Origin of the sequence: Agathobaculum sp. Marseille-P7918 (assembly GCF_900625105.1) — a bacterium.
In the GTDB taxonomy this organism is placed as follows: domain Bacteria; phylum Bacillota; class Clostridia; order Oscillospirales; family Butyricicoccaceae; genus Agathobaculum.
Map to the genome: position 1 here is coordinate 1 of NZ_UYYD01000015.1, position 25799 is coordinate 25799.

Sequence of the window (25799 nt, forward strand, 5' to 3'; positions counted from 1 at the left end):
GATGCTTTCCAGCGGAATTCTCCACTCTCGGCCGACTTTAACAGCCGGGAGTTCTCCGTTTGCGATCATCTTGCGGATTTGTTGGCGGGTGGTTTTGAGCTCGCGGCGGCTTCCTTGACCGTCAGGATCTCGGTCATGCCCATGGGTCGTCTACCTTTGCGCTGCGTCCCGCGCGGTCGCGATCTTCGTAGTACAGCAGGTTATGCAGCTTGCGGACGTCGTATTTGACGAAGCCATGCTCGCCGATTTCGTTGCGGCGGGGGCGAACTTTGTATTTCTCGCACTTGGCTCGAAGTGCCTGCTTGTCCATTTGGAACAGGTCGCAAAGTGTAGGGATGGTGTAAAATTCATCCAGTTTGTTGTAGTCAATGTACGGAATTTCTGCCATTTTTGAAACACTCCTTGTATGATAAGATTGAATCGCGGTGAAAATGCATCACACCGCATTTCACGCTATCTTATTTTTATGTTGGTGAAATCATGTTAAAAAGAGCCTTTTTTCGCGCGAAAAATAAGCATAAAAACGCTAAGATAATGGTACTACTTCCACTTCCACCAACTGAGCACGACATTGACCGGTTTGTCTCCGACCTCGCGCAAAATTTCCGGCAGACTGGGCATGCGTTCGGCGGCATAGCCTTGGCGCAGTGGAATGGGATTGGTACCGAGCCTGCGAAACTTATCGAGCAGCCTGTCGGTTTGGATGTTGTGTTTTTCCATCCAGCGCAGCGCCGCGTCGATCGTCTGCTTGCGCTGCATCTAGGTCACCAGCGTTCGCATGTTTGATTGCGTTTGTTCTGGGAAGCGAGAATGTTCGATTGCATCCAGACAGGCCGTATAGCTGCGGTACTCGCAATCCGGGTAGCACTGTTCGACCAATTTACAGATGCGCGGTTTGCTCTCCTGTATCAAAAGCCAGAGCAGATCGAGCACGCTGTCTGTGTTGTGCTTCTTTTCGATACTGCGCAGCTTGTCCCGGCCGTAATGAACTTCGATGCGCAGTACACCGGAAGGCAGGCTTTCGTAGTCCACCACCAGATCGTTTTCGTCCATCTGATAGGTCTTGTCGTAGATGACCAGCTCTTGTGAACCGCAGGCGATGCGGATGTAATGCTTGTTGTACTGGTTGGACTTCTTTCTGTCCTTATGTTGATAGAACCTGCGTTCGTATTTCTTGGGCGTTGCTGTTTTTCGCAGCAGGCGTACCAGTTCGCGAAACACCTTCTTGTTGTCGCATCGGATATTGGTACATAAATCAACACGGGTGAGGTGGTATCGATCAATCTCTCTTTCAAATGGTGATTTCCGAAGTACGGAATAGAATGCCTTTTCCAGCAGTTCGATGCTGGTTTCATCCGGGGGCAGGATACCAAGATAACCACTTTGCGGGTAGATCAGTTTGCGGGGATTGATCACCATGCGAACGTAGTAGTGTCTGCTTTCCTTTTTGCCTGATGTATACTCCAAACGGATACGAATGCCGGTGTCTGTATATTTCGTGCAGATATACACGCCTTTACAGGATTTGTCTGAATAGATCCAGATCTTATTTGATTTTTCTTGTTCGATGTAGAGTCGATCTTTACATTTGTTCCACTCGGATTTGCTCAGCTCGATCGATAATTCGAACGTATGGATGGAAAAACCGTCCGGTTCAAGATGGATTTGTGCCTTTTACGCTTCAATGTCTTTTTTTCCATAGGAAAAACCTCCTGACAAAATGGATTTATTTTCTTGTCAGAAGGTGTGTAAAAAAATATGCCCCTTGCAGGGAGCTAACATAGAAATAATGCGGGGCTTAGAATGATTTTGAGGGCATTTGCTTTGGAGTTGTTGGAACTTCAATAGGAAAATGAGGTGATAATGGTAGTGAGAAGGCTGACTGGAAAGACGTCAGAACAGGAGGCAAAAACAGCATTTGGATAAGGACAAAATTGGAAGATACTGTAGAATAAAGTAGGGCGAAAAGGTTGCAAAATGGGGTGGTTTGTAGTATGATTTCAATGAGTATGTGTGTCAACTTTTGGGCAAAATGTGTATTTTCAATATTTTTAAAATTCATACATAGATGATTTGCGTGGAGAAAAAATCTTCGGATTGAGAGGTCGGATGAGATGAAAGGAATCGTATTGGCAGGAGGCAGCGGAACCAGATTGTATCCGCTGACCATGGTGACCAGCAAGCAGCTGCTGCCGGTTTATGACAAGCCGATGGTGTATTATCCCCTGTCCACGCTGATGTTGGCTGGGATTCGTGATATTCTGATTATCTCCACGCCGACCGATCTGCCGAACTTCGAGCGGCTGCTTGGCGATGGCAGCCGTTATGGCCTTCATCTGTCCTATAAGGTGCAGCCCTCTCCGGACGGACTGGCGCAGGCTTTTACGCTGGGCGAGGAATTTATCGCGGGCGATGCGTGTGCGATGGTGTTGGGCGACAACATCTTTTATGGCGCTGGTTTGGGCGAGCGCCTACAGACTGCTGTGCACAATGCAGAGAATGGCCAGGCGACAGTGTTCGGTTATTATGTCAACGATCCAGAGCGGTTCGGCATTGTGGAGTTCGATGACGAGGGACGCGTGATCTCGGTTGAAGAAAAACCCAAGCAGCCCAAGTCAAATTATGCTATTACCGGCCTGTATTTTTACGATAATCGCGTGGTGGAATTGGCTAAGCAGGTCAAGCCTTCGGCGCGCGGAGAACTCGAGATCACCGATCTTAACCGCATGTATCTGGAAGCGGGCGATCTCAATGTACAGCTGCTCGGCCGCGGGTATGCATGGCTGGATACTGGCACGATGGACACGCTGGTCGAGGCGGCGCAGTTTGTGCAGGTGATTGAAAACCGGCAAGGGATCATGATTTCTGCGCCGGAAGAGATTGCGTATCGCAACGGCTGGATCACAGAGGAAGAATTGCTGCAATCGGCAGAGGCGTATGGAAAGTCGCCATATGGCGAACATTTGCGGCATGTTGCAGATGGAAAAATTCTGTATTAAGGGGCACGAAGAAAATGAAGCTGACAAAAACCAAACTTGAGGGTGTAGTCGTTTTGGAACCGGATGTGTTCGGTGATCATCGCGGCTTTTTCATGGAGAGCTGGTCTAAGCGTAAGATGGAAGAACTGGGTCTGTACTATGATTTTGTACAGGACAATCACTCGTCCTCGACGGTGAAGGGTACATTGCGCGGCATTCATTTCCAGCGCGGCGACAAGGCACAGGCCAAACTGGTGCGCTGCACGAGCGGTGCGGTGCTTGATGTTGCGGTCGATCTGCGCCCGTTCAGCCCAACCTATAAGCAGTGGGTCGCAGTCGAGCTTTCGGCGGAAAACAAAAAACAGCTGATGATCCCGCGCGGTTTTGGTCACGGTTTTGTAACCTTGACTGATCATGTGGAGTTTCTTTACAAGGCAGATAATTATTATGCACCCGAAGCGGATGGCGGTATTCGCTGGAACGACCCAGAACTGGGCATTGACTGGGGTGTGACCGATCCTGTGCTGTCCGCCAAGGACAGCAGCTCGCCGTTTTTGAAGGATGCCGTGACCGGCTTTGAGGAGTGGTAAGATGAAGATTTTAGTGACTGGCGGCGCTGGCTTTATCGGCGGTAATTTTGTACACTATATGCTGCGAGAGCATCCGGAGGATGAGATTCTTTGTGTGGATGCGCTGACCTATGCGGGCAATATGGAAACGCTTGCGCCTGTGATGGACAACCCGCATTTCAAGTTTATCAAGGCGGATATTGCCGATCGTGAGACAATTTACGCCATTTTTGAGCAGGAAAAACCGGAGGTCATCGTTAACTTTGCGGCGGAGAGCCATGTGGACCGTTCGATCGAAAACCCTGCTATCTTTTTGCAGACCAATGTGATGGGCACGCAGGTGCTGCTTGATGCTTGCCGCAAGTATGGCATTCAGCGCTATCATCAGGTTTCGACCGACGAGGTTTATGGTGACCTGCCGCTCGACCGGCCCGACCTGTTCTTCACTGAGGAAACGCCGATCCATACATCCAGCCCGTATTCGGCTTCCAAGGCGTCGGCCGACCTGCTGGTGCAGGCGTATCACCGTACCTTCGGTGTGCCGGTGACAATCTCACGCTGCTCGAACAACTATGGCCCGTATCACTTCCCGGAGAAGCTGATTCCGCTGATGATCGCCAATGTGCTGAATGACAAGCCGCTGCCGGTCTACGGCGACGGTAAGAACGTCCGCGACTGGCTGTATGTTGAGGATCATTGCTCCGCGATCGACTTGATTATACGAAATGGGCGTGTCGGTGAGGTATATAATGTCGGCGGACACAACGAAAAGACCAATCTTGAGGTCGTGCAGCTGATTATTGCAACGCTCGGCAAAGGTGAGATCCAGTTTGTACGCGATCGTGCCGGCCATGACCGCCGCTATGCGATCGACCCGACCAAGATCCACAATGAGCTGGGCTGGCTGCCGAAGACAAAATTTGAAGACGGCATCCAGAAGACCATTCAGTGGTATTTGGACAATAAGCCGTGGTGGGAGAATATTATTTCGGGAGAGTATCAAAACTACTATGAACGGATGTACGGGAACCGATAAGCCGCTAGTTTCCATTGTGATGGCGGTATATGAGCCGAATTTACAGTGGTTCCGTGAGCAATTGGATTCGCTCGAGGCGCAGACCTATCCGAATCTGGAACTGCTTGTGTTGGACGACTGCTCGCCGACCGTGCCGTTGGAAACGGTGCGGCGGTATATCGCGCAAAGCATCCATTCATTCCCCTATCAGGTATCGCGGAATGAGAAAAATCTGGGTTCCAACGGCACATTTGAAAAGCTGACGCAGCAAGCTCGGGGCAAATATATTGCGTATTGTGATCAGGATGATGTGTGGCTGCCGGAGAAACTGGAGACACTATATGCAGAAATTCAGCAAACACATGCTGTAATGAGCTATTGTGATATGTCGGTGATGGATGCGATGGGATATCAGATTGCGTCCTCACTACGCGATATTCGTCCGAGATTGCAGTATCTGCAAGGGGAAAACCTGTTTGGGCAATATTTTTTCCGAAACTGCACAGCGGGTTGCTCCATGCTAATACAGGCTGATATTGCGAAAATGGCGATCCCGTTTCCGCCTCGTACAGTTGCAGATCATTGGCTGGCGATATGGGCAGCGAAAAAAGGTGCGATTTCATTCACCGAGCAAAAACTGGTGAAATACCGGCAGCACCATAATAATCAGACCGGAATTTTGTTTGGTGTTCAGAACAAAAAAAGCTATTATCAAGTAAGGGTTATACCATTGCAGGAGCGGCTGGATTGGCTTGCGCACCGCGATTCCGTCCCATCGTCCGTGCGAGCGTTTGTAAGGGCACGGACGATGGGTGATTTGTTCGGGATTTGGAAAGGGAGAAAGTACAGTCCGAAAGAGGCTTCATTGGAAATCGCAATGCGTTTTATGCCAGATGCGGTTTTCAAGTTTTGTATAGCGAGGTTAAAAAATGAGAGTGTTGGTTACAGGTGTGGGCGGACAGCTTGGCTATGATGTTTGCAAGGTGCTGAACACACGAAACATCGAAAACAAAGGCGTCGATATAGCGGATTTTGATATCACAGATGCGCAGGCGACGCGGGAATATATTGTTGCTTATCATCCGGATGCAGTAATTCACTGCTCGGCATGGACCGCAGTGGATAAAGCTGAGGATGAATTGGATAAGGTGCGCGCAGTGAATACGGATGGTCCGCGCAATATTGCAGCGGCGTGCAAAGAGATCGGTGCGAAAATGCTGTATCTTTCGACCGATTATGTGTTCCCTGGGACGGGAGATCAATTCTATGAACCGGATGATCTGACCGATCCACTGGACGTGTATGGTGCTACCAAGCTGGGCGGCGAACTGGCGGTGAAAGGACTGTTGGATCGGTATTTCATTGTGCGCATTTCATGGGTGTTTGGTAAGAACGGTAATAACTTTGTCAAAACCATGCTGCGTTTAGCAGAGACCAGAGCTGAGCTGAACGTGGTCTGCGATCAGATTGGTAGCCCGACCTATACGGCCGATTTAGCGCCGCTGCTTTGTGATATGATCGCGACTGAGAAATACGGCACTTACCATGCGACCAATGAGGGCATCTGTTCTTGGGCGGATTTTGCAGAAGAGATTTTCCGGCAGGCGGGTAAGCAGGTCAAGGTACATCATATTCCGACCAGCGAATATCCGACTCGTGCAATGCGGCCGCTCAACTCTCGTATGAGTAAGGATAAACTGGAGCAAGCGGGGTTTACAAGATTGCCGCATTGGAAGGATGCGTTAAAACGGTTCCTTAAGGAGATAGAAGACTAAAAACGTATGAAAAACATAAGAAAAATATGCATTTGGGCTATTGTAATCTTTATAATCTTGGCGGTTGGATTCCGCCTTGTTGCAGCAGAGGGGTTTTCACAAGGTACGGTTCATAGCACTATGGTAACAGAAAAAGCTGTAGTGGGAGAGTTGCTTGCAGGAACAAGTGTCACACAAACATTTCGCTCTGAGTGTGATCAAATTACTGGAGTTACGGTGCTTGGCACTACATATGGAAATTCAGTAGAAGATACATTGCACTTTTCTTTGTGCAATTCTCAAGGCGATGAGATTGCTAGTGCAAGTTTGGATACGGTAGGGTTACCGGATTGTGAAGAATGGTTTGTTTCTTTTTCGAATGCGCCCTCTGGTTATCGAGACCAGATTCTTACATTAAATATTGTTTCCGAAAACGGATTAAATAACCATGCGGTTTCTCTTTTTTATGGTGATTCCCAAAGTGCTGGGAGGTATGAAGTTAAGGTTGCAAATGAATATCCAATAATTGTGAATGGAACTGAGATGGAGGGTCAGCTATGTCTATCTGTCTCCGGTGAAAATATATATAAACTTGCTAGATATTATTGGGCGTTTGTAGTCATCCTATTTGGCGGATTGTTATTATTATGCGGATGGATACTTCACTGCACGAAAGTAAAAAAGAATACAATGGTACTGAGATTTATTACTGCCTTTATCAAGTATCGTTTTTTGCTGAAACAGTTAGTAAGTCGAGATTTTAAGACAAAATATAAACGCAGTGTTTTAGGCGTGTTATGGAGTCTAATGAATCCATTGCTTACTATGATGGTTATGTATATTGTTTTTTCAACATTATTTAAATCAAATATTAGCAATTTCCCTGTATACTTATTGACAGGTATTGTTTGTTGGAACTATTTTAGCGAAGTAACAAATGCTTGTTTGACATCGATTACAGGTAACGCAGCGTTGATTACAAAAGTTTATGTGCCTAAGTATATATATCCCGTATCACGGGCGCTATCTGCATCTGTGAATTTAAGTTTATCACTAGTGCCCCTATTTGTTGTTTTATTGATTACAAAAACTCAAATTTCACCGCGCTGGTTATTATTACCATTCCCTATTGTTTGTCTGTTTGCATTTTCTTTAGGTATTGGGCTGTTGTTAGCATCTTCAATGGTATTCTTCCATGATACGCAATTTTTATGGGGTGTCATCAGTATGCTGTGGATGTATTTTACACCTATATTTTATGCTGTGGACATTATTCCGTTAAAATTTTTGACTCTATATAAAGTAAACCCCCTTTACCATATTATTCGAATAATGCGGATTTTGTTGATGGATGGTGTTTCGCCGGAACCAAAAGCATATATCTTATGCCTTTTTGCCTCGGGTGTTCCACTACTATTGGGTGCATTGGTATTTAAAACAACGCAAGACCGCTTTGCTTTATTCTTGTGAGGTGTTTACATGATTGACGTGAGCCATGTTTCGCTTTGTTATCGAATGCCTGTGGAACAATATTCGGGTATGAAAGAGTTCCTTTTATCGGCAGCGAGAGGAAAATTGAGATATAAAAATTTTTGGGCACTAAATGATATTTCTTTCTCTTTGGGCCGCGGTGAAGTTTTGGGGATCATTGGTACAAATGGAGCAGGAAAAAGTACGTTGCTTAAAGTGATTTCTGGAATACTAAAACCAACAAAAGGGACGGTTTCAACTGAGGGAAACATTGTTCCCATGCTGGAATTAGGCAGTGGTTTTGACTTTGAATTAACAGGAAGAGAAAATATTTTTTTAAATGGGGCCATTTTAGGATATCAAGAACAGTTTTTATTGGAGAAATACGATGAGATAGTTGAGTTTTCGGAATTAGGTGAATTTATAGAAATGCCATTGAGAAGTTATTCATCAGGAATGGTAACTAGACTGGCGTTTTCAATTGCGACAGTGGTAAAACCGGATATTCTTATTGTTGATGAAATCTTATCAGTGGGTGATGCAGCCTTTCAAAAAAAGAGCGAGAAGAGAATGCTGGAACTAATGGGAGGCGGAACAACGGTTCTGTTGGTATCCCATTCGACAAAACAGATTTCAGAAGTATGTGAAAAAGCTTTGTGGCTAAACAAGGGAACAATGGTGACTATAGGCAATGCAGTTGATGTGTGTCAAATGTATGAGGCTGGGATATGAAGATTTTGTATTTGGCACCTATATCATATGACAATCTAAAGCAGCGCCCACAATATTTGGCGGAAGAATTATCAAAAAAGCACAATATTGTCTATGTGGATCCAACGGTCAGCGTTATGAAATATCTGCTAAAAGGCGGGGACAAGCCGTTTGGATATCGGTATCGTATAAATGCTCACCTTGAAGTTATGCGTATGAATGGTATGCTGTCGCTGCATCGCTGTATGGAGTCGGTTTGGAAAGGTTTTTCTTTTTGGGAAAGATATCAAATACAAAAGCTGATACAATGGGCTGATGCTATATGGGTAGGCTACTGCCCGTGGTTTAACTTGGTTTGCAATTTTAAAGGTATGATTATTTACGATAAAATGGATGATGATATTCAAATTACAAAAAATAGCATGTTAAAAAGGCTGATTGCTGAGGTGGAACCTAAACTGATTCATCGCGCAGACCATATCTTTGTATCGGCGCAAGTCTTCAAGGATCGTATTGCAAATAGTGGTAAGAAAGCTGTGCTTATTCCAAATGCGGTCGAAATACAATATAAGAAAAATACACCAGCAAAAAAATGGGCTGATCAATACCGTATATTTGGGTATGTCGGTATGATTAGCCACTGGTTTGATATGGGTGCAATCAAGGAAATTTTAAATGCAGATATAAATAATTATGTAGTGCTTGTCGGACCAACAGAAATTCCTCGCTTTGAACATAAAAGATTAGAGTATGTGGGACGAGTGACAAAAGACGAAGTGGGAAACTGGATAGCGGCTTTTGACGTTTGCTTATATCCATTTAAAAATAATGAATTCCTTGATACAATAAATCCAGTAAAGATTTATGAGTATTTGGCGCAGAATAAGCCGGTTTTGGCGGTGAAAAGCGTAGAAACAGAAGCTTTACATCCCAATATTGCACTTTATGAAAGCTCTGAACAACTGAAGATATTGTTAACCAGTAATTTAAAACAACCATTTTCTTCTGAAGAAGAAATAAACTCTTTTCTGATAAACAATAATTGGGGCAATAGGACAAAGCAAATTTTAGAGGAGATAGAATATGGGAATTCGTGAAGAGAATCATCAGCAATTTATAAAAGATATGGCTGAAGTAAATGTACGAATGACTGCGAAACCTTTAGCAACTATGATAGGTTTAACAAATGTATGTAATTTGCAGTGTGTATTTTGTCCATATTGCGGTGTTTGCACCAAAAAAGTAAACGTGAAACAGGAAATATCAGAAGAAAACTTGGAAAAAATTAGTGAACTATTTCCGACAACAGAATTCTTAAATCCATCGTTGAGGGGCGAACCATTTCTGTATTCACATTTTGATGAATTCATAGAGTATTGTCGTGAAGGCGATGTGTTATCTAAGACACAATTAATAAACAATGGAACACAAATTCAAAGATATGATCTTGGAAAGTTAAATGGCACCAATATTATTAGTATTTCTTTCGACGCAGCAGATAAGGAAACATTTGAGATACTAAGAGTAGGTGCGAAATTCGATCAGGTGTTATCCAATATGGATAGATTGCGTACAGAACTGCCTAATACAGTTTTACAGGTTACAGTTGTGGTTTGTAGGTTGAATTTACAACAACTTGCCGATATTTATTCTATTGCTCGAGACAGAAATTTTAACTATATAACATTCAATACCGTATATGGCTCACAAGATGACAAAGTTGTTGAATTGTTGCGTTTGAGAGATAGCGATCGTAGTTTGTTTGAAGAGCAGATGAAAGAAATTGAGAAAAGAAATTCAGATCAAAAAATGACAGTTATGAATGTAACTACATTTGACGGATTCGAAGATGGAGTTGTACTTGATTATCAAAAAATCGTAGACGAGCTCAAAAAACTGCGAGAACAAGAACCATATTTAGATTTTGATGAGGACTATGATATCACTCATGAAAATAGACGTGTGCATAAAGAATGTAGTTGTTCCACTATAAATAAAACAAAATTGCCATATTGCACGGCACCATGGCATCTGATAAGTATAATGCCTAATGGAAATATCTCTCCGTGTTGTGCATCTTTTGGAACTATTGGAAATCTGTCTGATTGTGAGAAAATAGAAGGGGTTTGGAATAGTAAGAATTATCAAGATTTAAGAAGAGCTATGTTTGACTGGGATATGCTTCCAGATTATTGTAAAGAATGTAAAGTTTTTATGAGATATGATCACATAGGTGATTATATTGATTACCTTAGAAATAATGGTATATCTATGTCTGACGTTGAAATTCCACCGCACTACTATCCTAATAGGGATATGATAGATGATGATGAACTATGGAAAAGAATATGTGAAAAACAGCGAAAGGACGAAATTGCGAAGTTGGGGATTATAAATTCTGAGGAATATTGGGAGAATAGATTTCGATCCAATGACTGGGAGAAATATGATGGTGAAGGACAATCGGCATTTTTTTCAAAAATTGCATTGAATGTTTTCCCGGAATGGCTGAAACGTGATTTGACAAAAGCCAGTTGGTCTGTTCATGATCTGGGCTGTGCCGAGGGTGCGGGCACAGCAGAATTGGCACGATATTTTCCCAATTGTCACTTTACGGGTGTAGATTTCTCTAAATCTGCTGTTGAAACAGCAATTGCAAAGCATCCGTTTTGTGATTTTGTAGTTGGAGATATTACGAAAGAAATTGAGAAAGCAGATATAATATTTTGTTCTAATGTACTTGAGCACATGAAACATCCGCGTATTGTGCTGGAGAATATGATTAAAGCAGCAAAAAGACATGCGATCTTTTTAATACCGCTACACGATGACACGGATATCGAAGAGCATTTTTTCGTTTTTGCGGAGGAATTTATCCCTGCTTTTTATGATAATTATGTGCTATCTAGCTTTGCTGTCATAAATTGCGATGAAATGGAAAATGGTTTTTGGCCAGGTAAACAGCTCTTTTTTGTGTATACGGAGAAAGAGATTTATTATTCAAGTGATCATAGGCTGTCTGATATCTATTGCGCGGATGACTACCTCTCTGCGGTAGAAAGAATAAAAGGTTTAAAAGAGGAATTACATCAGCTTCGGGAACAGATAAATGACGATAAGGAAAATTTGAATAGTTCGATATTAGCTTTGCAAACCGAAAATCAGAAACTTTGTGAACAACTAAAAAAGCAACAGGATTCTGCTCATAAAGAAGTTTGCGATTTGGCAAAAAACATTGAAAGTTTGGAAGCATGCATTCAGCAGCTAACAAACGATAAAAATGCACTGATAACAAAGCAGCAAGCAGCTATTGCGCAAGTCAATGCGATGGCTGCTTCTAAGATGTTTAAGCTTGTGCACTTAATAAACCGTACTTTCAAACAAGGATTTCATTCGGATAAGGTGGAGAGAAAGAAGTTCCGCAGATGGCTATGCTCCAGAAAGAGTCATACGCCGGATAATGACCATCGATATAATCCACTCTTTTCGATAATTGGAATTTTAGATGGAGAAAATGACTGCAGCAATAATGTTGTACCCTGTCCCAATAAAAGGGATGATGCAAAAACATTATGTAAATTCGATGTAAATAGAGTAAGTGATATTTTAAAAAATCCAAACACAAAGGCAGATATTATTATTTTAGGCGTAATCGATTATGAATTTAGACATCAACGTCCGCAGCATTTTGCTGAAAGATTTTCGGCCAATGGGCATAGAGTATTTTATGTAAATGCAAATTTTTCTGAAAATACGAATTATAAACAATTAAATAGTGATTTATTGGAAGTAACATTTGCTAATCTGAAAAATAGTACAATTTACAGTGCAGACTGGTCCGATCAAACTTCTGAAATGGTTGAGAATGTACGAAATCTTGTTGATGGTTGGTGTATAAGAGATGCTATTGTAATTGTTGACTATCCAAACTGGATTAATGTAGCGGAATATTTGCGTAATTTCTATGGTTTTAGAATGATTACAGATTATATGGATGATTTCACTGGCTTTTTAAATCCGGCGGAAAATCTGGTAAGGGAGAATTGTTACAAACTGCTCAATAACTGCGATGGCGTTGTTGCAAGTTCACAATTCCTATGTGATATTGCGACTAAGTACAAGGATAATGTTGCAATTATAAGGAATGGAACAGAATATGCTTACTTCCATCAGGCCTTTGAAAAAGCGAAATCGACAACGGGTCGAAAGGTAATAGGATATTATGGAGCTATTGCAGAATGGTTCAATATCGATGTGATAAAACGCTGTGCTCAAAGATTTGTTGATTGTGATATTATTTTGGTAGGAAATGTGACTGCGAATCGTAGTGAGCTAGAGCGATATCCCAATATTCAGTTGATTGGAGAGGTTCCATATACTGGGCTGTTGGAGTGGCTGAAGCGTTTTGACGTGTGTCTTATTCCGTTTGATACATCAACCGATTTGATAAAAGCAACAAATCCAGTAAAGTTCTATGAGTATTTATCTGCAGGTAAAAAAGTGGTGGCAACTGGGATTCCAGAGTTGCTCCCTTATAAGGATCAATATGTATATCTTGAAAATGATCCGGATGCCTTCTGCGATAAAGTAGAGTTGTGCCTTAGTGGCAATGATACTCTTGCTGATGCTGAGGAATGCTTTAAGTTTGCACAAGAAAATGATTGGGATATGCGAGCAGAGCAGTTTATGAAAGCGGCTGTGTCGATATATCCTAAAATTAGTGTTATTGTTCTTTGCTATAATCAACTGGAATATACCAAAGAATGCGTGAGAAGCGTGCTGGAGCAAACTGCATATCCTAATTATGAGTTAGTGATTGTTGATAATAACTCTACAGATGGAACGGCAAACTACCTAAAACAAGTTGCGAGGGAAAACGCCAATGTCAAGATTGTATTAAATCAGGATAATAGAGGTTTTGCGGGTGGAAATAATGATGGCATTGCTGTATCAGATGGAGATTATATTGTTCTATTGAATAATGATACTGTTGTGACACGAGGTTGGCTAACAGGTCTTTTAAAACACTATATGAACAATTCAAAGGCTGGTATAGTGGGTCCCATCACAAACTCTATTGGAAATGAAGCGAAAATCAATGTGCCGTATACTGATATACAATCAATGCCACTTTTTGCGTATCAGTACACAACAGAGCATATGAGTGAAGAATTCCCGCATTCAGGAGTTTTGGCAATGTTCTGTGTCATGATTTCTCGAAAGATATACGAAGAAATTGGTCCGCTGGACGAAAACTACGGTATTGGAATGTTTGAAGATGATGATTATTCCATAGCCGTACAGTCGAAAGGGTATTCTTTGGTAATGGCGGAAGATGTATTTATTCATCATTATGGCACAGTTTCATTTAAAAAATTGGAAAATGATCAGTATAAGAAGATTTTTGAAACAAACAAAGAATACTTTGAGAAAAAATGGAAAACTTTGTGGAAAATGCCTTCTTATCGCGAGGGTGTATTATGAAACTAAACAGATACTTCTAATGGTGCGCAGGAGAGTACATGCTTGATACTAATTCTTCAAAACAAGTATTTTTACAATGAAGAACACCATGAAGAAAGATATTCTAGTGTTTGGCACAAAGGAAGACCCAATTACAATTGACATGTGTTTCAGTGAACTAAGTACAAGAAATAGTACTCTATTCATAGTTTGTGTGTTACAGTTTAGAACAAAAAGCTTTTGATCAAGTGATTATGGGCTATCATGTAATACTACGGCATAGACCAAAATAATGAGGGATAGTTAGATACTTTTCTGATGGAATGGAGACAGAGGTTTTAACAGGTGAAAGGCATGATGTTGTACGGGGGTTGAGAGGGGCAGGTAGAATAAGTTTCGCAAAAATAAAAGGAGACATGGTTTGCAGATCTCTGATAGATTGAAGTTGCGACACACCATTCGAAAGGAGACAGCAAACCATGTCCGAGGCCTGCTAATAAAAATCAAGCCTAATATAAAACTTTTTGTACAGAAAAACGGGCGCGCAAAATCAGGCCATCCAACGATCCAACAATCGAGTTGGTAGCCAACTCACACGATGTTTGCATGAAAAATCGTCTCTGTTCTTGAACGTTTAGAAATGTCATTACGGTAGCGTAGTAGATGCGTAAAAACTTGTTCGCAGTTGCCATCATATAGACGCGGTGAGCTTTCTCGTCAGACTGTTTTTTTCTTCATGAACTGGTACACCGGCTCATTGGATGGTGCATGTTGCAGATAAATACTCATTACCAAGAACAGAGTCCTGCGCAGAGCAGCAGATCCGCGTTTGAAAATGCTGTGGCTACGCATATTTATTTGGCCAGATTGATATGGCGGAGCATCGATTCCCGCAAAGGCAACCAAAGCCTTTTTAGAATGGAATCGGCGCACATCGCCAACTGCAGCGATAAGTTGAGGGTTAAACGCAGGTCCGACACCAAACATCTGCATCACAACTGGATATTCCGGGAGAGAAGCTGCCAGAGATTGCATTTCTCGTTTAAGTGCAGCTAGTGCGGAAGAAGTCGCTTTTAATTGCGTAACAGCCTGTTCAATAAAAAGTCCGGTGGTGTCGTTCTTCGGCATAAGACCAATGCGTTTACTCGCATTCGAATAAATCTCAAGAGTTTTTTGCTCACTGAAATGGTAACCGTGTTTTCTACACCATTTCGAGTATTTGGATGAAAATGTTTTTACAGATAATTCGGAAACGCATTGACAATGCCAGAAAAGAGTTACGAAATCCACCCATTTTTCACTACCATCGGCTCTAGCAGGGCTACTAAACAAACGATTAGACTCTGGAAACACAGAGTCCGATAGGAAGATCAGATTGTTCCTCAACATAGTCTGAATTTTGGAATATTGCTGGTACTGCCGATAATAGTTTTTCAAAAGCAATCGGGCATTTTTCTCAGGCAAATATCTGAGCAGCGTAATCCAATGGGAAAGGCCATAATTTTCCAGTTCTACAGCGTCTTTCTTGTCGGTCTAGTCCGCTTCAAACCGTTGTTTCCATAGGCATGCACCAACATTGCACTGACTACAGAGATACATAAAACCCTGCGTTATGGAGAAATTGAGCAATTATAATATGATAATTTCCGGTGAATTTCATTACAACACGGGAATCTCTATCTAAATTTTTGAAAAGATTTGTCAGCTCCATCAGCTCGCTGGTTGTGTGCTACACTTCAAATGGTGGAACGATAACTTCACCAAAGGGATGTATAACAGCAATAGTGCTCTTACCTTTGGAAATATCAATGCCAACGCAGTTCATGAAGATCCCTCTTGTACAAAAATACAACCGGATACTATCTTCTCTCATTGCTGATTCAATCTATTCCCGTGACACAAGCGTTCCGAAATTAGGTGGCTTAACCTGCTTAAATCGAACGCTACAATAAGAGAATAGCTGACAGCCTCGGACACGGATATACCCCCTAAAAAGATTGAGGTCGGCCAGCTGCTCCTCTTATTGTAGCTTAGGCATGAGACGGAAAGAATATCGGACTGGCTGCCTAGTGTTTCTGGCTAAACTTATTGTAATAGAAGATTTTACAGATAAATGAGCTCGTGCGAGGTGATGTAGAGGCACACCAACGAACTGTTGGAGGTCGAAGCAGAGAAGTTGACCCCGGCAGTCCGGTACGAGCGTAATGAGCAGCGTCGGGGCTACCATAGCGGCTACAACAACCGCAACCTCACCCCTATTTCTGGGGATGTCCCTCTCAAGGTGCCCAAGCTCCAGGAATCTTCTTTGAGACCGCCATTATTGAGCGGTATTGTTGCCGGGAAAGCAGTGTGGAAGAGACCTATATAAGATGTACCTGTTCGGCGTGTGGAGGACATCACCGGGGCCCTTTGGGGCAGCAAGACATCTCCCTCCACCATCAGCGAACTGAACAAGAAAGCATATGTCCATATCGAGGATTGGCGGAACCGTCCTCTGCAAGGTGGACGTTATCCGTGTGTCTATGTAGATGGAATTTTTCTGTGCCGTAACTGGGGCAAAGAGTTCGAAAATGTAGTTATTATGGAAGCAATTACGGTCAATGAGGATGGATAGCGTGAGGATCTTGGTGCTGCCGAAGGCATGAAAGAAGATAAATCCAGTTGGGTTGATTTCTTCCAGTGGCTACGCAGCCATGGTCTGGATGGCGTGAAACTCATTGTTGGTGATAAGTGCCTTGGTATGCTGGAGGCCGTAGGCGAAGCGTTTCCTGAAGCTAAATACCAATGATGTACCGTCCACTTTTACCGGAATGTGTCCCCAGTCACGCCTCGCTCCAAAGTAAAGCTGGTAGCTAAGATGCTTAAGGCGATCCACGCCTAGGAGAGCAAAAAGGCTGCTAGGGAGAAAGTCAAAGCCGTGGCGAAGCAACTGCTCCCTATAAAGCTGAAAGAGGCTTCTAAGAAGGTGGAGAATGGCATTGAGGAAACAATGACCTGCTGCGATTTTCCCAGCGAACACTGGACCCGTATCCGTACCAACAATGTCATTGAACGGCTGAACCGGGAAATCCGTCACCGCACTCGTGTGGTGGGCAGTCTCCTGGACGGCAATTCTGCTCTGATGCTGGTCTGTGCCCGGCTGAGCCGTGTGGCTGGTATCCAGTGGGGCAACAAGAATGAAGCACCTGGAGGTGGCCCTTGAGGATAACTCCATTGCTGGCTGACTTTATTCATGCCAAGGGCTGCAAACTAAAGTGCAAAAATTCTTGACATCACCCCCCACAAAGAGAAAAATGAGTTTGTTCAGCAGCTGAAAGCCATCTGGCTGACGCCTACCAAAAGCAAGCTTGCGGGTCGGGCAGAGAATCTATGCCAGCAGTATGGGCGACGCTTTCACAAAGCGACCCACTGACTTGAGGCTGGCCTAGCGAAGACTCACTGGCCTTCCATGCCTTCCCTCAGTTGTATGCCCAAAATATCTTCCACCAATGTGCTGGAGCGTCTGAACTAAGAAATCTGGCGACGAACCAATGCGGTAGGGATTTTTTCAATCCCGATGCTTATACCAGATTGGTTACTACTTATCTCATGGAGTATGCCGAGGATTGGGCGTCCTCCAAAGTTTACCTCAGTGAGCGGTCTGTCCAAAATTTGTTTAGCCCAGCAGCTTAACTTCTCTTGTTACAGGCACCCTTCTTGCGAACTTCACTGAACATGGGCTATGGGATATTGTATATGATAGATTGATAATGGAAAAATAGGAAGTGAAATGTATGCAGTATTACTTTGATGGCAGAGCCTCAATGAAGAGATTCAAATGGGGCGTATCACTAATTCCTGTCTTTTTAATTTTAGCTTATTATCGAATTGGATTTGATATAGTAGCTTTGACTCTGCTTCTGATAAGTTGTTGGTGCGTTGGCTCTGTGACTGTTAAAATAGGAGATGGGGTTGGGAGAGAGTTCATTCGCATCGCAGTAGGTATGTGTTTAATTGGGCTTGCTTTATACGTGTTATTAACTGTAGGGTTAGGCGGAGAGACACAGTTCCTATTGATTTTGATGCTGCCCATTGCAATTTGGATATTAAGGGCAAAGAAGTACAATCAATTTGATATTCCTAGAATTTGTTGTAATAAAATATATTTAGTACCCGTAGCGTTGCTAATGTTAATAATGCTCTGTTATGCAAGTGCACCTATTGATGAATACGATGCATTGACAGGGCATCTTCCCATAACGATGTATGCGGCGCGTAACGGTGTCTATAATACAAATATTGCGGAAAGCATTACTTATTCGCAGACAGGGATGCTGTTTTACGGCTTTTCTACACTTTTTGCGACTTTTGGTGCGTATAAGGCAATGACAATGTTTAATGTAGTGCTTTTCTTTTTGGTTTTTGGAGTGTTGGTACAATTTTCAAGAAAATTATATAGCGGAAGTAGCAGTTTGATCTTGGCCTTGTTGTTTTTTTCCGTTCCAATGTTCTTTGAATTTTCAACCATTCTCTATGTAGAAATGCTACCAATTTTCTTGACCTTTTCAGGCTTTTACACATATGCAGAACTAAAACCTAAACGAGCTTGGGATTCTTTGCCATGTCTGGGGTTGCTATTTGGCTGTGCAGTTATTTCCAAGCTAACTATTTGTTATACTATTCTTTCTGGCGGACTTATAGCCATCATTCTTTTTTTTATTTATGCTTTGAAGGAGCATATATCTGTTAGCAGTATAATAAAAAGATTTCTATTATCAGGGAGCATTTTCTTATTTATTCTTATTATCCCATTTGGACTGGCATGGTATCGATATGGTAATCCAGTGTTCCCGTGGTTCAATGGCTTGTTTCAGTCTCCTTATTTTGCAAGTTATGACTTTGTTGATCCGTTTAATAATAGTCCGCTTGGTTTTTCGATACAATCAATTTTAACTATGGTATTTCAAACCAGCAACAATATCGAGATGCAAAATGGAGGAATTGGATATTTCCTCCTAGGGGTTCCGGCTATTCCGTTAAGTTGGGTGATATATCGAAAATGTCCGTTGATTGTATGGGGTATTGTGTCCTTTGCAGCTTATGGTGTTTCAACATTTTTTACTTATAATTTGAGATATTATATGGCTATTTTTATGATGGTTGTCATGTTGTTAGCTGCAGCGTTAAGTATTATCTGCAATCGCATTTTCAGAAATGGGAAATCGATAGCAATAATACTATCCGGTATAATTGCTGTTCCGAGTGTGCTTTATATATCTGAATGTTATCCGTGGAATAATAATTTGATAAATGTTTCAGATGAAATTAGTGTCAGTGTTTATTCGAACTTATTAAATGAAATTCCTGAGGGGAAGCGCGTGTTCAGTTCGGAACCCTTTAAAGGAGATTACAATGGATATTTAGCTCCCAATAACTGGCATGGTTCAGCATGGCAACAGATTATCGAGAAGGAAGGCATATCTAAGATAGATTATATTTCGAGTTTTGATTATTATCTTTGCAATTTAGCTGATGAAAATGAGAAAAAGCTTCTGGAAGAATGCCAAAATAGTGACAAGATGACTCTTGTGCCAATAGAGAAACAGGGGAATTATGAGCTTTATCAAATACGCGCAGAGCTTATTAAAAAAACAATTTTGGAAGATACATTTTCTGCCCCAATTGAAGTATCCGTGGATCGACCTTATACGGTTACCTTTAATGCTTCAGCTCGAGAAAGCTATCAGGTAATCCAAGAAATTGAAAATCCAGGAAAGAGCGCTGCTCTAGTGCGTTTTCAGATAAATTGGATGGATGAAAATAATCAGTTTATTGATACTTCGCTTTCCGTATATTCATTAGACAGCGGTCAGTCATTGAGAACGACCTCGGATATTATTTCGCCACCAGAGGGGGCGGTGTTAGGTATTCTATATCTTGGACCACATGAACCAAATGAATCGGTATTGGCTCATGGGTATCAACTTCAAGTAGTAGAGACCTATGATTATGTTTTGTTTACTGACGAGATAGTCCAGAAGCGTGTGTATTTTAATACTGAACAATGAAAAGAAAAAGTGTCACTATGGTAATGAGTTCGATATTTCGCTTATTATCAATAGCAGTTTAAAGAATATTTATGTCGTGGATGAGAAGAGAAAGCTGGTGATGTTGTGAAAATATTAATTATAATCCCTGCCTATAATGAAGAGGAAAATATTTTTAATACAATACAAGATATAAGATTTAAAGCACCAAATGTTGGTTATATTGTGATCAATGATTGTTCAAAAGATGGAACAAAGGCTGTTTTAAAAGAAAACAATATTCCATATCTTGATCTTCCTATCAATTTGGGAATAGGCGGAGGTGTTCAAGCAGGATACTTGTATGCAATGGAGCATGATTACGATATTGCTATTCAATTTGATGGGGATGGGCAACATGATGCATTATACATCAAGGATTTAATTGCCCCTATTGAGAGTGGACAAGCAGATGTTGTAATAGGGTCAAGATTCATTGAGAAAAAAGGTTTTCAGTCGTCTACTATGCGGCGAATGGGCATCAATTTTCTAAGCGGGCTAATAGAACTGCTGTGCAGTGTTAAAGTAAAGGATGTTACCAGCGGAATGAGAGCTGTTAACAAAAAGATGATCTGTGAATTCGCACAGAACTACGCTCAGGATTATCCAGAACCAGAGGCGATTTTGGCAGCTGGCCTCATGGGTGCGCGTATTGTTGAGGTGCCTGTTTGCATGCACGAGCGGCAAAACGGTGTTAGTTCCATCAATACACTTAAATCGGTTTATTATATGATCAAAGTGTCTTTGGCACTTATCATCGAGCGGCTAACCACAAGGAGGAGGCGATAAAATGATTTCGACCACTCTTAGAATTGCAATGCTGTTAGCAGTTGCACTTTATTTTGTTCTCGTTTTTTATTTGCTGAAAAGGAAAAGCTTAAACCTTAAATATACATTACTTTGGCTGCTATCCGGAGTCATAATGTTAGTGCTGGCGATCTTTCCGCAAATATTAAACTATTTTGCGAATCTCGTTGGAATTTATGAACCAACGAATGCGCTCTTTTCAATTATCTGTTTTTGTATAATAATTATTCTTATGTCTTTGACAGCAATTGTTTCGAAATTGAATGAAAAAAGTAAAAGATTGATTCAACAGTTGGCGTTGTTGGAGAAGCGGGTGAGGGAACTGGAAGAAGGTGTTGAGAAAGAAAGATGAAAATGACAGTGCTTTGTTTGCTCAATACATTTCTTATGGCGACAGGACAGATGCTCTTTAAATTCGGTTCATCAGGGAAAGAGATAACGAGTATATTGGATATTATTAAACTCTTTTTCTCGCCAGTGGTGTTTATAGCATTGTGTTTGTATGCAGCGACTACAGGGCTGTGGCTTTATATTTTGAGCCGCACACCAATGAGCCATGCGTATCCGATCCAAGCCCTAGCGTTTCCGATTGTTTTGTTAGCATCAATGGTATTTTTTCGAGAGACGATTTCTCCCATGAAATGGATCGGGGTATTTATTATCGTTTTTGGAGTGTTTGTTGCAACAAGGGGATAAATATATGTGGAAAGCAATAACATATTCATCTGATCATTTTAACGAAATGGTTTGGATGGCACAGGAGCAATATGGGATAGAAAATGATATTGCAAATGCAGAATTTTTACAACATCAATATTTTAAAAATCCGGCAGGCGAGGCATTGATTGATCTGGCGTGGGATGAAGAAAATAATGCATTGGCAGGGCAATATATTGTTTGGCCACAAAAGTTTTTTTGCAAGGGGAAAAATATTCCATGTGTCAACTCGCTGAATACCTTAACCAAGAGAGAATATCGTGGACAGGGAATTTTTACTGGTCTAGCTAATAAAACCTATAGTCGTGCAGCAAGTGCAGGTGATAAGTTTTGTTACGGCGTTCCAAATCCAAATTCGTATCCGGGCTTTATAAAAAAACTGCATTTTAAGAAAGTCTGTGATCTGCCGTTGCTGCTTCGTCCGCTATGTCTGTCTCGAATGACTGCGGAATATTTTAATAGACCGGTATTGAAAAACATTTTAAAGCCAGTCAATTGCTTATTTGGCATTTCTGGAAAGGAGACTAAATACCAATTTTGTGAAATTAAAAGCGAAAATCTACAGCTGGTGGATGAGTTTTGGAAGACAGTCTGCGGAAAATATAGCATTATGAATGTCAGAGATAGTGCGCATGTCCGTTTCCGCTATTTGGAAATGCCAAGAAGACAGTATTATCCATATGTGGCTATGTATCAGGCTAAGCCAGTTTGCTTTGCGGTCGGTCGAATTATGGAAGTAGCAGGTATGCAGTGCGCCATGTTGGCTGATTTTCTTTTCCAAGATGGGTTTGAAGATGCGGCAAAGTCATTGATCCGGCACATGCTAGTGCAATTAAAAAAGCAGGGTGCTAGTCTTGCGGGTTGTTTGATGCTGGAACATACTCAGGAGTATAAAGTTCTTAAAAAGTTGGGTTTTATTCGTTGTCCAAAGAAATTGGAACCACAACCTTTTCCGTTGTTGGTTCGTAGATTTGATGAAAGTATTGCAGAAAGTGAACTTGTGAATAGTCAAAATTGGTTTTTTACAATGGGCGACTATGATGTTATATGAGGTTTTTGATGAAGAATATTTTTACCATAGACACAGAAGATTGGTTTCATGCTAATTATGAAGATGACTTGTTCAGTAATAGCAGCGAGATGAAATCAACTGTTGAAGAGAACACGGAAGTTTATTTACAGGTATTAGAAGAAAATAAAGCAACAGCAACTTTTTTGTGTTGGGGTTCGTTGCAGAACAACATCCTGAGTTGGTGAGGCGAATTGCTAATGCAGGGCACGAGATCGCCAGTCATGGGTATGGGCATCAACTGGTCTACAAACAGACTCCAGAGGTGTTTCGTCAAGATGTGTATCGTAGTAAGTGTATGCTGGAAGATCTCATTGGGAAACCGGTAATTGGTTATCGCGCGCCATCTTGGTCGATTACTGAAGATTCGTTTTGGGCGTTAGGTATACTGAATGAGTTGGGCTTTCGATACGATAGCAGTATTTTTCCGTTCAAGAACTTTTTGTATGGCGTGAAAGGTGCACCGCGTTTTCCGTTTCGAGCATCACAATATTGCAAGGACGCGGGAGATCTTTTGGAAATACCGCCATCTACCGTCAAAATGCCTTTGTTGAATATTCCGTTTTCAGGAGGATTTTATTTCAGGGCATTGCCGTATCCGTTTATTAATGCTTTTGCAAAGCAGGTAAACCGAGAAAAACATCCGACAGTCTTTTATTTACATCCGCGTGAAATTGATCCCAAACAGCCTCGGCTGAATTTGAGCAAACGAGATGCGTTAATTCATTATTACGGGATTCGTGGCTGCAAGTCGAAGATGACTAAAGTTATTAGAAAATTTAATTGTGGTGCAATTCGGGATGTTTTGTTGTGACAAGGGCTGTCTGTAAAGACTTAACAATAAAACATAAAAGGTATAATTGCAGTTTTCGAAGGATGAGACAGAATTTCTAACCCGCTTCTAACTCACTTCTCCGAAACGTCTTTCCCGAGCGGGAATTGTACTCGCGGCGTCCGCCACTACCGCTTTCCCTATCTCTCAAAACCTATGTCAAAAGGCAAAAAAACGACCCTAATGACACACCGCCTGCCGGTTTGGCAGGCGGTGTTTTTGTCTCCGCAAAACTTAAAATCCCGCGGCGGTGCAGCTGTGACGGTTTGGATGGGGTATAATAAGGAGCCTATTGAAAAAACAAATCTGGACAGAAAACACGGAGGTATAATTCTGTAGAAATCATGTATTTTTTCTATCCGGTCATAGATTTCCTATTCGGTTTGACTGCCCAGCACAAATTGCCGAAAATTGCGGGCGGCAGGCGATAAATACACATCGTCGTTATGAACGAGAAAGAACTTGCGCTTATAAGGTGGGGAACTGATCTCCAGAACCGCCAGATCCAGTTTGAGCAGCAGATCCATATAGGGGACCACAGCAATGCCGAAGCCTTGTGCGACCAGACCGGCAATAACCTGATCCTCTTCGGTTTCATAGGCAATATGAGGCACGCCGCCGGCAGCAGCGAACAGGCCATCCACCACTTCCCGCAGGCCGGAGCCTTTGGCAAAGTAAATCTGCGGAAAGGGAAGCGCCTCTGCCAGATCGACACTGTGTCGCGATGCCAACGGATGACCTTTGGGAACAATCAGCACCAAATCCTGCTGCGTGACGGCGACAGATGTCAGATGCAGCTCCGGTGCCGGCTCTGAACACAGAATTAAGTCATATTGCTGCTTCATCAGTCCGTCCAATAAGCCTTGTGTTCGGTCGGAGTGAAATTCGAAACAGACGTTTTTCCCAGCGTCGGTGGCCAGAAAACGGGCGGCCAGCTTGGGAACGTAGTCAATTCCCAGCACACGCAGAAAACCCAAGCGGATGAGGCCTTCTCCGTGGGCGCTTCGCTGAAGAGAGGACATGCCCTGATCGAGCGTGTCCAGCGTTTGCTTTGCGCACGCGAGAAACTCTTTTCCGAACCGGGTCAATACCGTTTTGCGTCCGGCTTTTTCGAACAGAGGTACGCCAAGCTCTGTTTCCAGTATGCGAATGGCATGGCTCAGACTGGGCTGAGTGATGCACAGTTGTTCGGCGGCTTTGGTATAGTGGTGCACTTCCGCCAGCTTTACAAAATAACGCAGATAATCCAGATTCATGTGCTCTCCTCCTGTGCAGCACAATCCAATAAAATAAAAGAAAACTATTGGTTGATAGAAATTATAAATTATACAGATGGACATTGCAAGACTATAATAGGCAGGGTCATGAAAAGATAGGGAGGAAATCTTGTGGAATGTGAAGAACACAAACTGCCGCTGTTTCGCGGTGAGCTGGCACTGGCGGTAGCGGTGGTCATTAACTCTTTCGGCGTTGTACTGATGCTGTATTCGGGGGCAGGTATCTCTGCGATTTCGAGCGTTCCATACGCCTTTTCAGAGGTGCTTACCTTTTTCTCTTTGGGAACATGGACCTACATCTTTCAAGCGGGTTTGATTCTGTCGCTTATGGTAATGCGTCGCCGCTTTGTTGTGTCCTACCTGTTTAGCTTTGCCGTCGGCTTTGTGTTCAGCGAGCTGCTGGATGTGCACGAACTGTGGATTAACGTTCTGCCGGTGGGATTGGGATGGTATGTGCTTTACTTTGTGATCAGCTATCTGCTGATTTGCCTGGGGATTGCCCTCTCCAATCGCTGCAAGCTGCCGATCGTCCCGACCGACCTTTTCCCGCGGGAGCTGGAACAGATCACCAAAATCAGCTATCCGAAAATCAAAATTTCGTTTGATGCCATTTGCCTGATCGTGACAGCGGGCATGACCTGCCTGTTCCTCGGCCATCTGGAGGGACTCGGCATCGGTACCGTGCTCGCGGCGCTGACCATGGGCAAAGTCATCGGTATGGTAGGCAATTGGTTGGATCGGCATTTTGTATTTGATATTCATCATCACAGTCCGAGCAAAAGCAAGGCATATAAGCTGTCATAAGTTATATTGCATTAGTAAGCGCTCTGTTTTCACATAGAAAAACAGAGCACTTGCCTTGTTTGTGCATCTGAAAAAATACGGGAAGCGGCATGCAAAAAAGATCAAACTTTTTTGTAAAAATCTGTTGACAAAGGTCGGTGGGGGTAGTATACTAATCAAGCTGCTTCCGAGAGGGGCGGCGCGATCGAAAAGAGTTTGAAAAGAGTCGAAAAAACTTCTTGACAAAAGCTTTTCGGTTTGGTACACTAGATGAGCTGCTTCTGAGAGA

General features: G+C 42.5%; 22 protein-coding genes and 3 pseudogenes. 18 read left to right on the top strand and 7 right to left on the bottom strand.

Going from position 1 to position 25799, the window contains the following annotated elements; genetic code table 11:
- The 4 genes and pseudogenes from EJL02_RS14665 to EJL02_RS13175 all read right to left on the bottom strand — a co-directional run.
- A pseudogene (locus tag EJL02_RS14665) lies at positions 1-69 on the bottom strand (helix-turn-helix domain-containing protein); the annotation flags it as partial.
- Between the two features lie 64 nt (positions 70-133).
- Positions 134-388 (bottom strand): hypothetical protein, encoded by a 255-nt coding sequence (locus tag EJL02_RS13165; RefSeq protein WP_125116820.1) that lies wholly within the window; start codon positions 386-388, stop codon positions 134-136.
- Between the two features lie 152 nt (positions 389-540).
- Positions 541-759, bottom strand: coding sequence for a hypothetical protein (locus EJL02_RS13170; protein WP_125116821.1), 219 nt, complete (start codon positions 757-759; stop codon positions 541-543).
- A complete protein-coding gene (locus EJL02_RS13175) occupies positions 760-1467 on the bottom strand; it encodes a hypothetical protein (protein ID WP_125116822.1) in 708 nt (235 codons plus the stop codon).
- A gap of 647 nt (positions 1468-2114) precedes the next feature.
- On the opposite strand from EJL02_RS13175, the gene rfbA reads away from it, so the two are divergent.
- From rfbA to EJL02_RS13220, 9 genes are read left to right on the top strand one after another with little or no spacing between them, the layout of a single operon-like run.
- Positions 2115-2999: a glucose-1-phosphate thymidylyltransferase RfbA gene (gene rfbA / locus EJL02_RS13180; protein ID WP_125116823.1), complete on the top strand. Its 885-nt coding sequence runs from the start codon at positions 2115-2117 to the stop codon at positions 2997-2999.
- Positions 3000-3013: 14 nt separating this feature from the next.
- Positions 3014-3568 (top strand): dTDP-4-dehydrorhamnose 3,5-epimerase, encoded by a 555-nt coding sequence (gene rfbC, locus EJL02_RS13185; protein WP_125116824.1) that lies wholly within the window; start codon positions 3014-3016, stop codon positions 3566-3568.
- 1 nt (position 3569) lies between these two features.
- Complete coding sequence (gene rfbB / locus EJL02_RS13190) at positions 3570-4583, top strand: dTDP-glucose 4,6-dehydratase (protein WP_125116825.1); 1014 nt, start codon at positions 3570-3572, stop codon at positions 4581-4583.
- Positions 4558-5535, top strand: a complete 978-nt coding sequence (locus EJL02_RS13195; protein ID WP_125116826.1) for a glycosyltransferase — start codon at positions 4558-4560, stop codon at positions 5533-5535. Before rfbB ends, EJL02_RS13195 begins: the two co-directional genes overlap by 26 nt.
- Positions 5492-6337 (top strand): dTDP-4-dehydrorhamnose reductase, encoded by an 846-nt coding sequence (rfbD, locus tag EJL02_RS13200; protein ID WP_125116827.1) that lies wholly within the window; start codon positions 5492-5494, stop codon positions 6335-6337. Before EJL02_RS13195 ends, rfbD begins: the two co-directional genes overlap by 44 nt.
- Positions 6338-6343: 6 nt before the next feature.
- Entirely contained in the window at positions 6344-7786 is a 1443-nt protein-coding gene (locus tag EJL02_RS14355) for an ABC transporter permease (RefSeq protein WP_206426979.1), read from the top strand.
- A 9-nt stretch (positions 7787-7795) separates the two neighbouring features.
- A complete protein-coding gene (locus EJL02_RS13210) occupies positions 7796-8518 on the top strand; it encodes an ABC transporter ATP-binding protein (RefSeq protein ID WP_125116828.1) in 723 nt (240 codons plus the stop codon).
- On the top strand, positions 8515-9594 hold the full coding sequence (locus tag EJL02_RS13215) for a hypothetical protein (protein WP_125116829.1): 1080 nt from the start codon (positions 8515-8517) through the stop codon (positions 9592-9594). Before EJL02_RS13210 ends, EJL02_RS13215 begins: the two co-directional genes overlap by 4 nt.
- Complete coding sequence (locus tag EJL02_RS13220) at positions 9581-13981, top strand: glycosyltransferase (RefSeq protein ID WP_125116830.1); 4401 nt, start codon at positions 9581-9583, stop codon at positions 13979-13981. Before EJL02_RS13215 ends, EJL02_RS13220 begins: the two co-directional genes overlap by 14 nt.
- A 602-nt stretch (positions 13982-14583) precedes the next feature.
- Here the strand turns inward: EJL02_RS13220 and EJL02_RS13225 are convergent.
- A pseudogene (locus EJL02_RS13225) lies at positions 14584-15785 on the bottom strand (IS110 family transposase); the annotation flags it as partial.
- Positions 15786-16136: 351 nt separating this feature from the next.
- Between EJL02_RS13225 and EJL02_RS13230 the strand changes: the two are divergent.
- The 8 genes and pseudogenes from EJL02_RS13230 to EJL02_RS13260 all read left to right on the top strand — a co-directional run bounded on the left by EJL02_RS13230 (position 16137) and on the right by EJL02_RS13260 (position 23432).
- Positions 16137-17162 (top strand): annotated as a pseudogene (locus tag EJL02_RS13230) (IS256 family transposase).
- A 571-nt stretch (positions 17163-17733) separates the two neighbouring features.
- On the top strand, positions 17734-20007 hold the full coding sequence (locus tag EJL02_RS13235; RefSeq protein ID WP_125116831.1) for an ArnT family glycosyltransferase: 2274 nt from the start codon (positions 17734-17736) through the stop codon (positions 20005-20007).
- Positions 20008-20112: 105 nt separating this feature from the next.
- Complete coding sequence (locus EJL02_RS13240; RefSeq protein WP_125116832.1) at positions 20113-20814, top strand: glycosyltransferase family 2 protein; 702 nt, start codon at positions 20113-20115, stop codon at positions 20812-20814.
- A 1-nt stretch (position 20815) separates the two neighbouring features.
- A complete protein-coding gene (locus EJL02_RS13245) occupies positions 20816-21184 on the top strand; it encodes a DUF2304 domain-containing protein (protein WP_125116833.1) in 369 nt (122 codons plus the stop codon).
- Positions 21181-21528 (top strand): EamA family transporter, encoded by a 348-nt coding sequence (locus EJL02_RS13250; RefSeq protein WP_125116834.1) that lies wholly within the window; start codon positions 21181-21183, stop codon positions 21526-21528. The genes EJL02_RS13245 and EJL02_RS13250 overlap by 4 nt, the downstream gene beginning before the upstream one ends.
- 4 nt (positions 21529-21532) lie before the next feature.
- Positions 21533-22600, top strand: a complete 1068-nt coding sequence (locus EJL02_RS13255; protein ID WP_125116835.1) for a GNAT family N-acetyltransferase — start codon at positions 21533-21535, stop codon at positions 22598-22600.
- Positions 22601-22608: 8 nt separating this feature from the next.
- Complete coding sequence (locus EJL02_RS14490) at positions 22609-22806, top strand: hypothetical protein (protein ID WP_243114517.1); 198 nt, start codon at positions 22609-22611, stop codon at positions 22804-22806.
- Entirely contained in the window at positions 22803-23432 is a 630-nt protein-coding gene (locus EJL02_RS13260; protein ID WP_243114518.1) for a DUF3473 domain-containing protein, read from the top strand. Before EJL02_RS14490 ends, EJL02_RS13260 begins: the two co-directional genes overlap by 4 nt.
- A gap of 392 nt (positions 23433-23824) precedes the next feature.
- On the opposite strand, the gene EJL02_RS13265 is transcribed toward EJL02_RS13260, so the two are convergent.
- Entirely contained in the window at positions 23825-24706 is an 882-nt protein-coding gene (locus EJL02_RS13265; RefSeq protein ID WP_125116836.1) for a LysR family transcriptional regulator, read from the bottom strand.
- 132 nt (positions 24707-24838) lie between these two features.
- On the opposite strand from EJL02_RS13265, the gene EJL02_RS13270 reads away from it, so the two are divergent.
- Positions 24839-25531 (top strand): DUF6198 family protein, encoded by a 693-nt coding sequence (locus tag EJL02_RS13270; protein WP_125116837.1) that lies wholly within the window; start codon positions 24839-24841, stop codon positions 25529-25531.
- On the opposite strand, the gene EJL02_RS14360 is transcribed toward EJL02_RS13270, so the two are convergent.
- The coding region (locus tag EJL02_RS14360; RefSeq protein ID WP_206426980.1) for a hypothetical protein at positions 25526-25799 on the bottom strand (274 nt) is incomplete at its 5' end. The genes EJL02_RS13270 and EJL02_RS14360 overlap by 6 nt on opposite strands.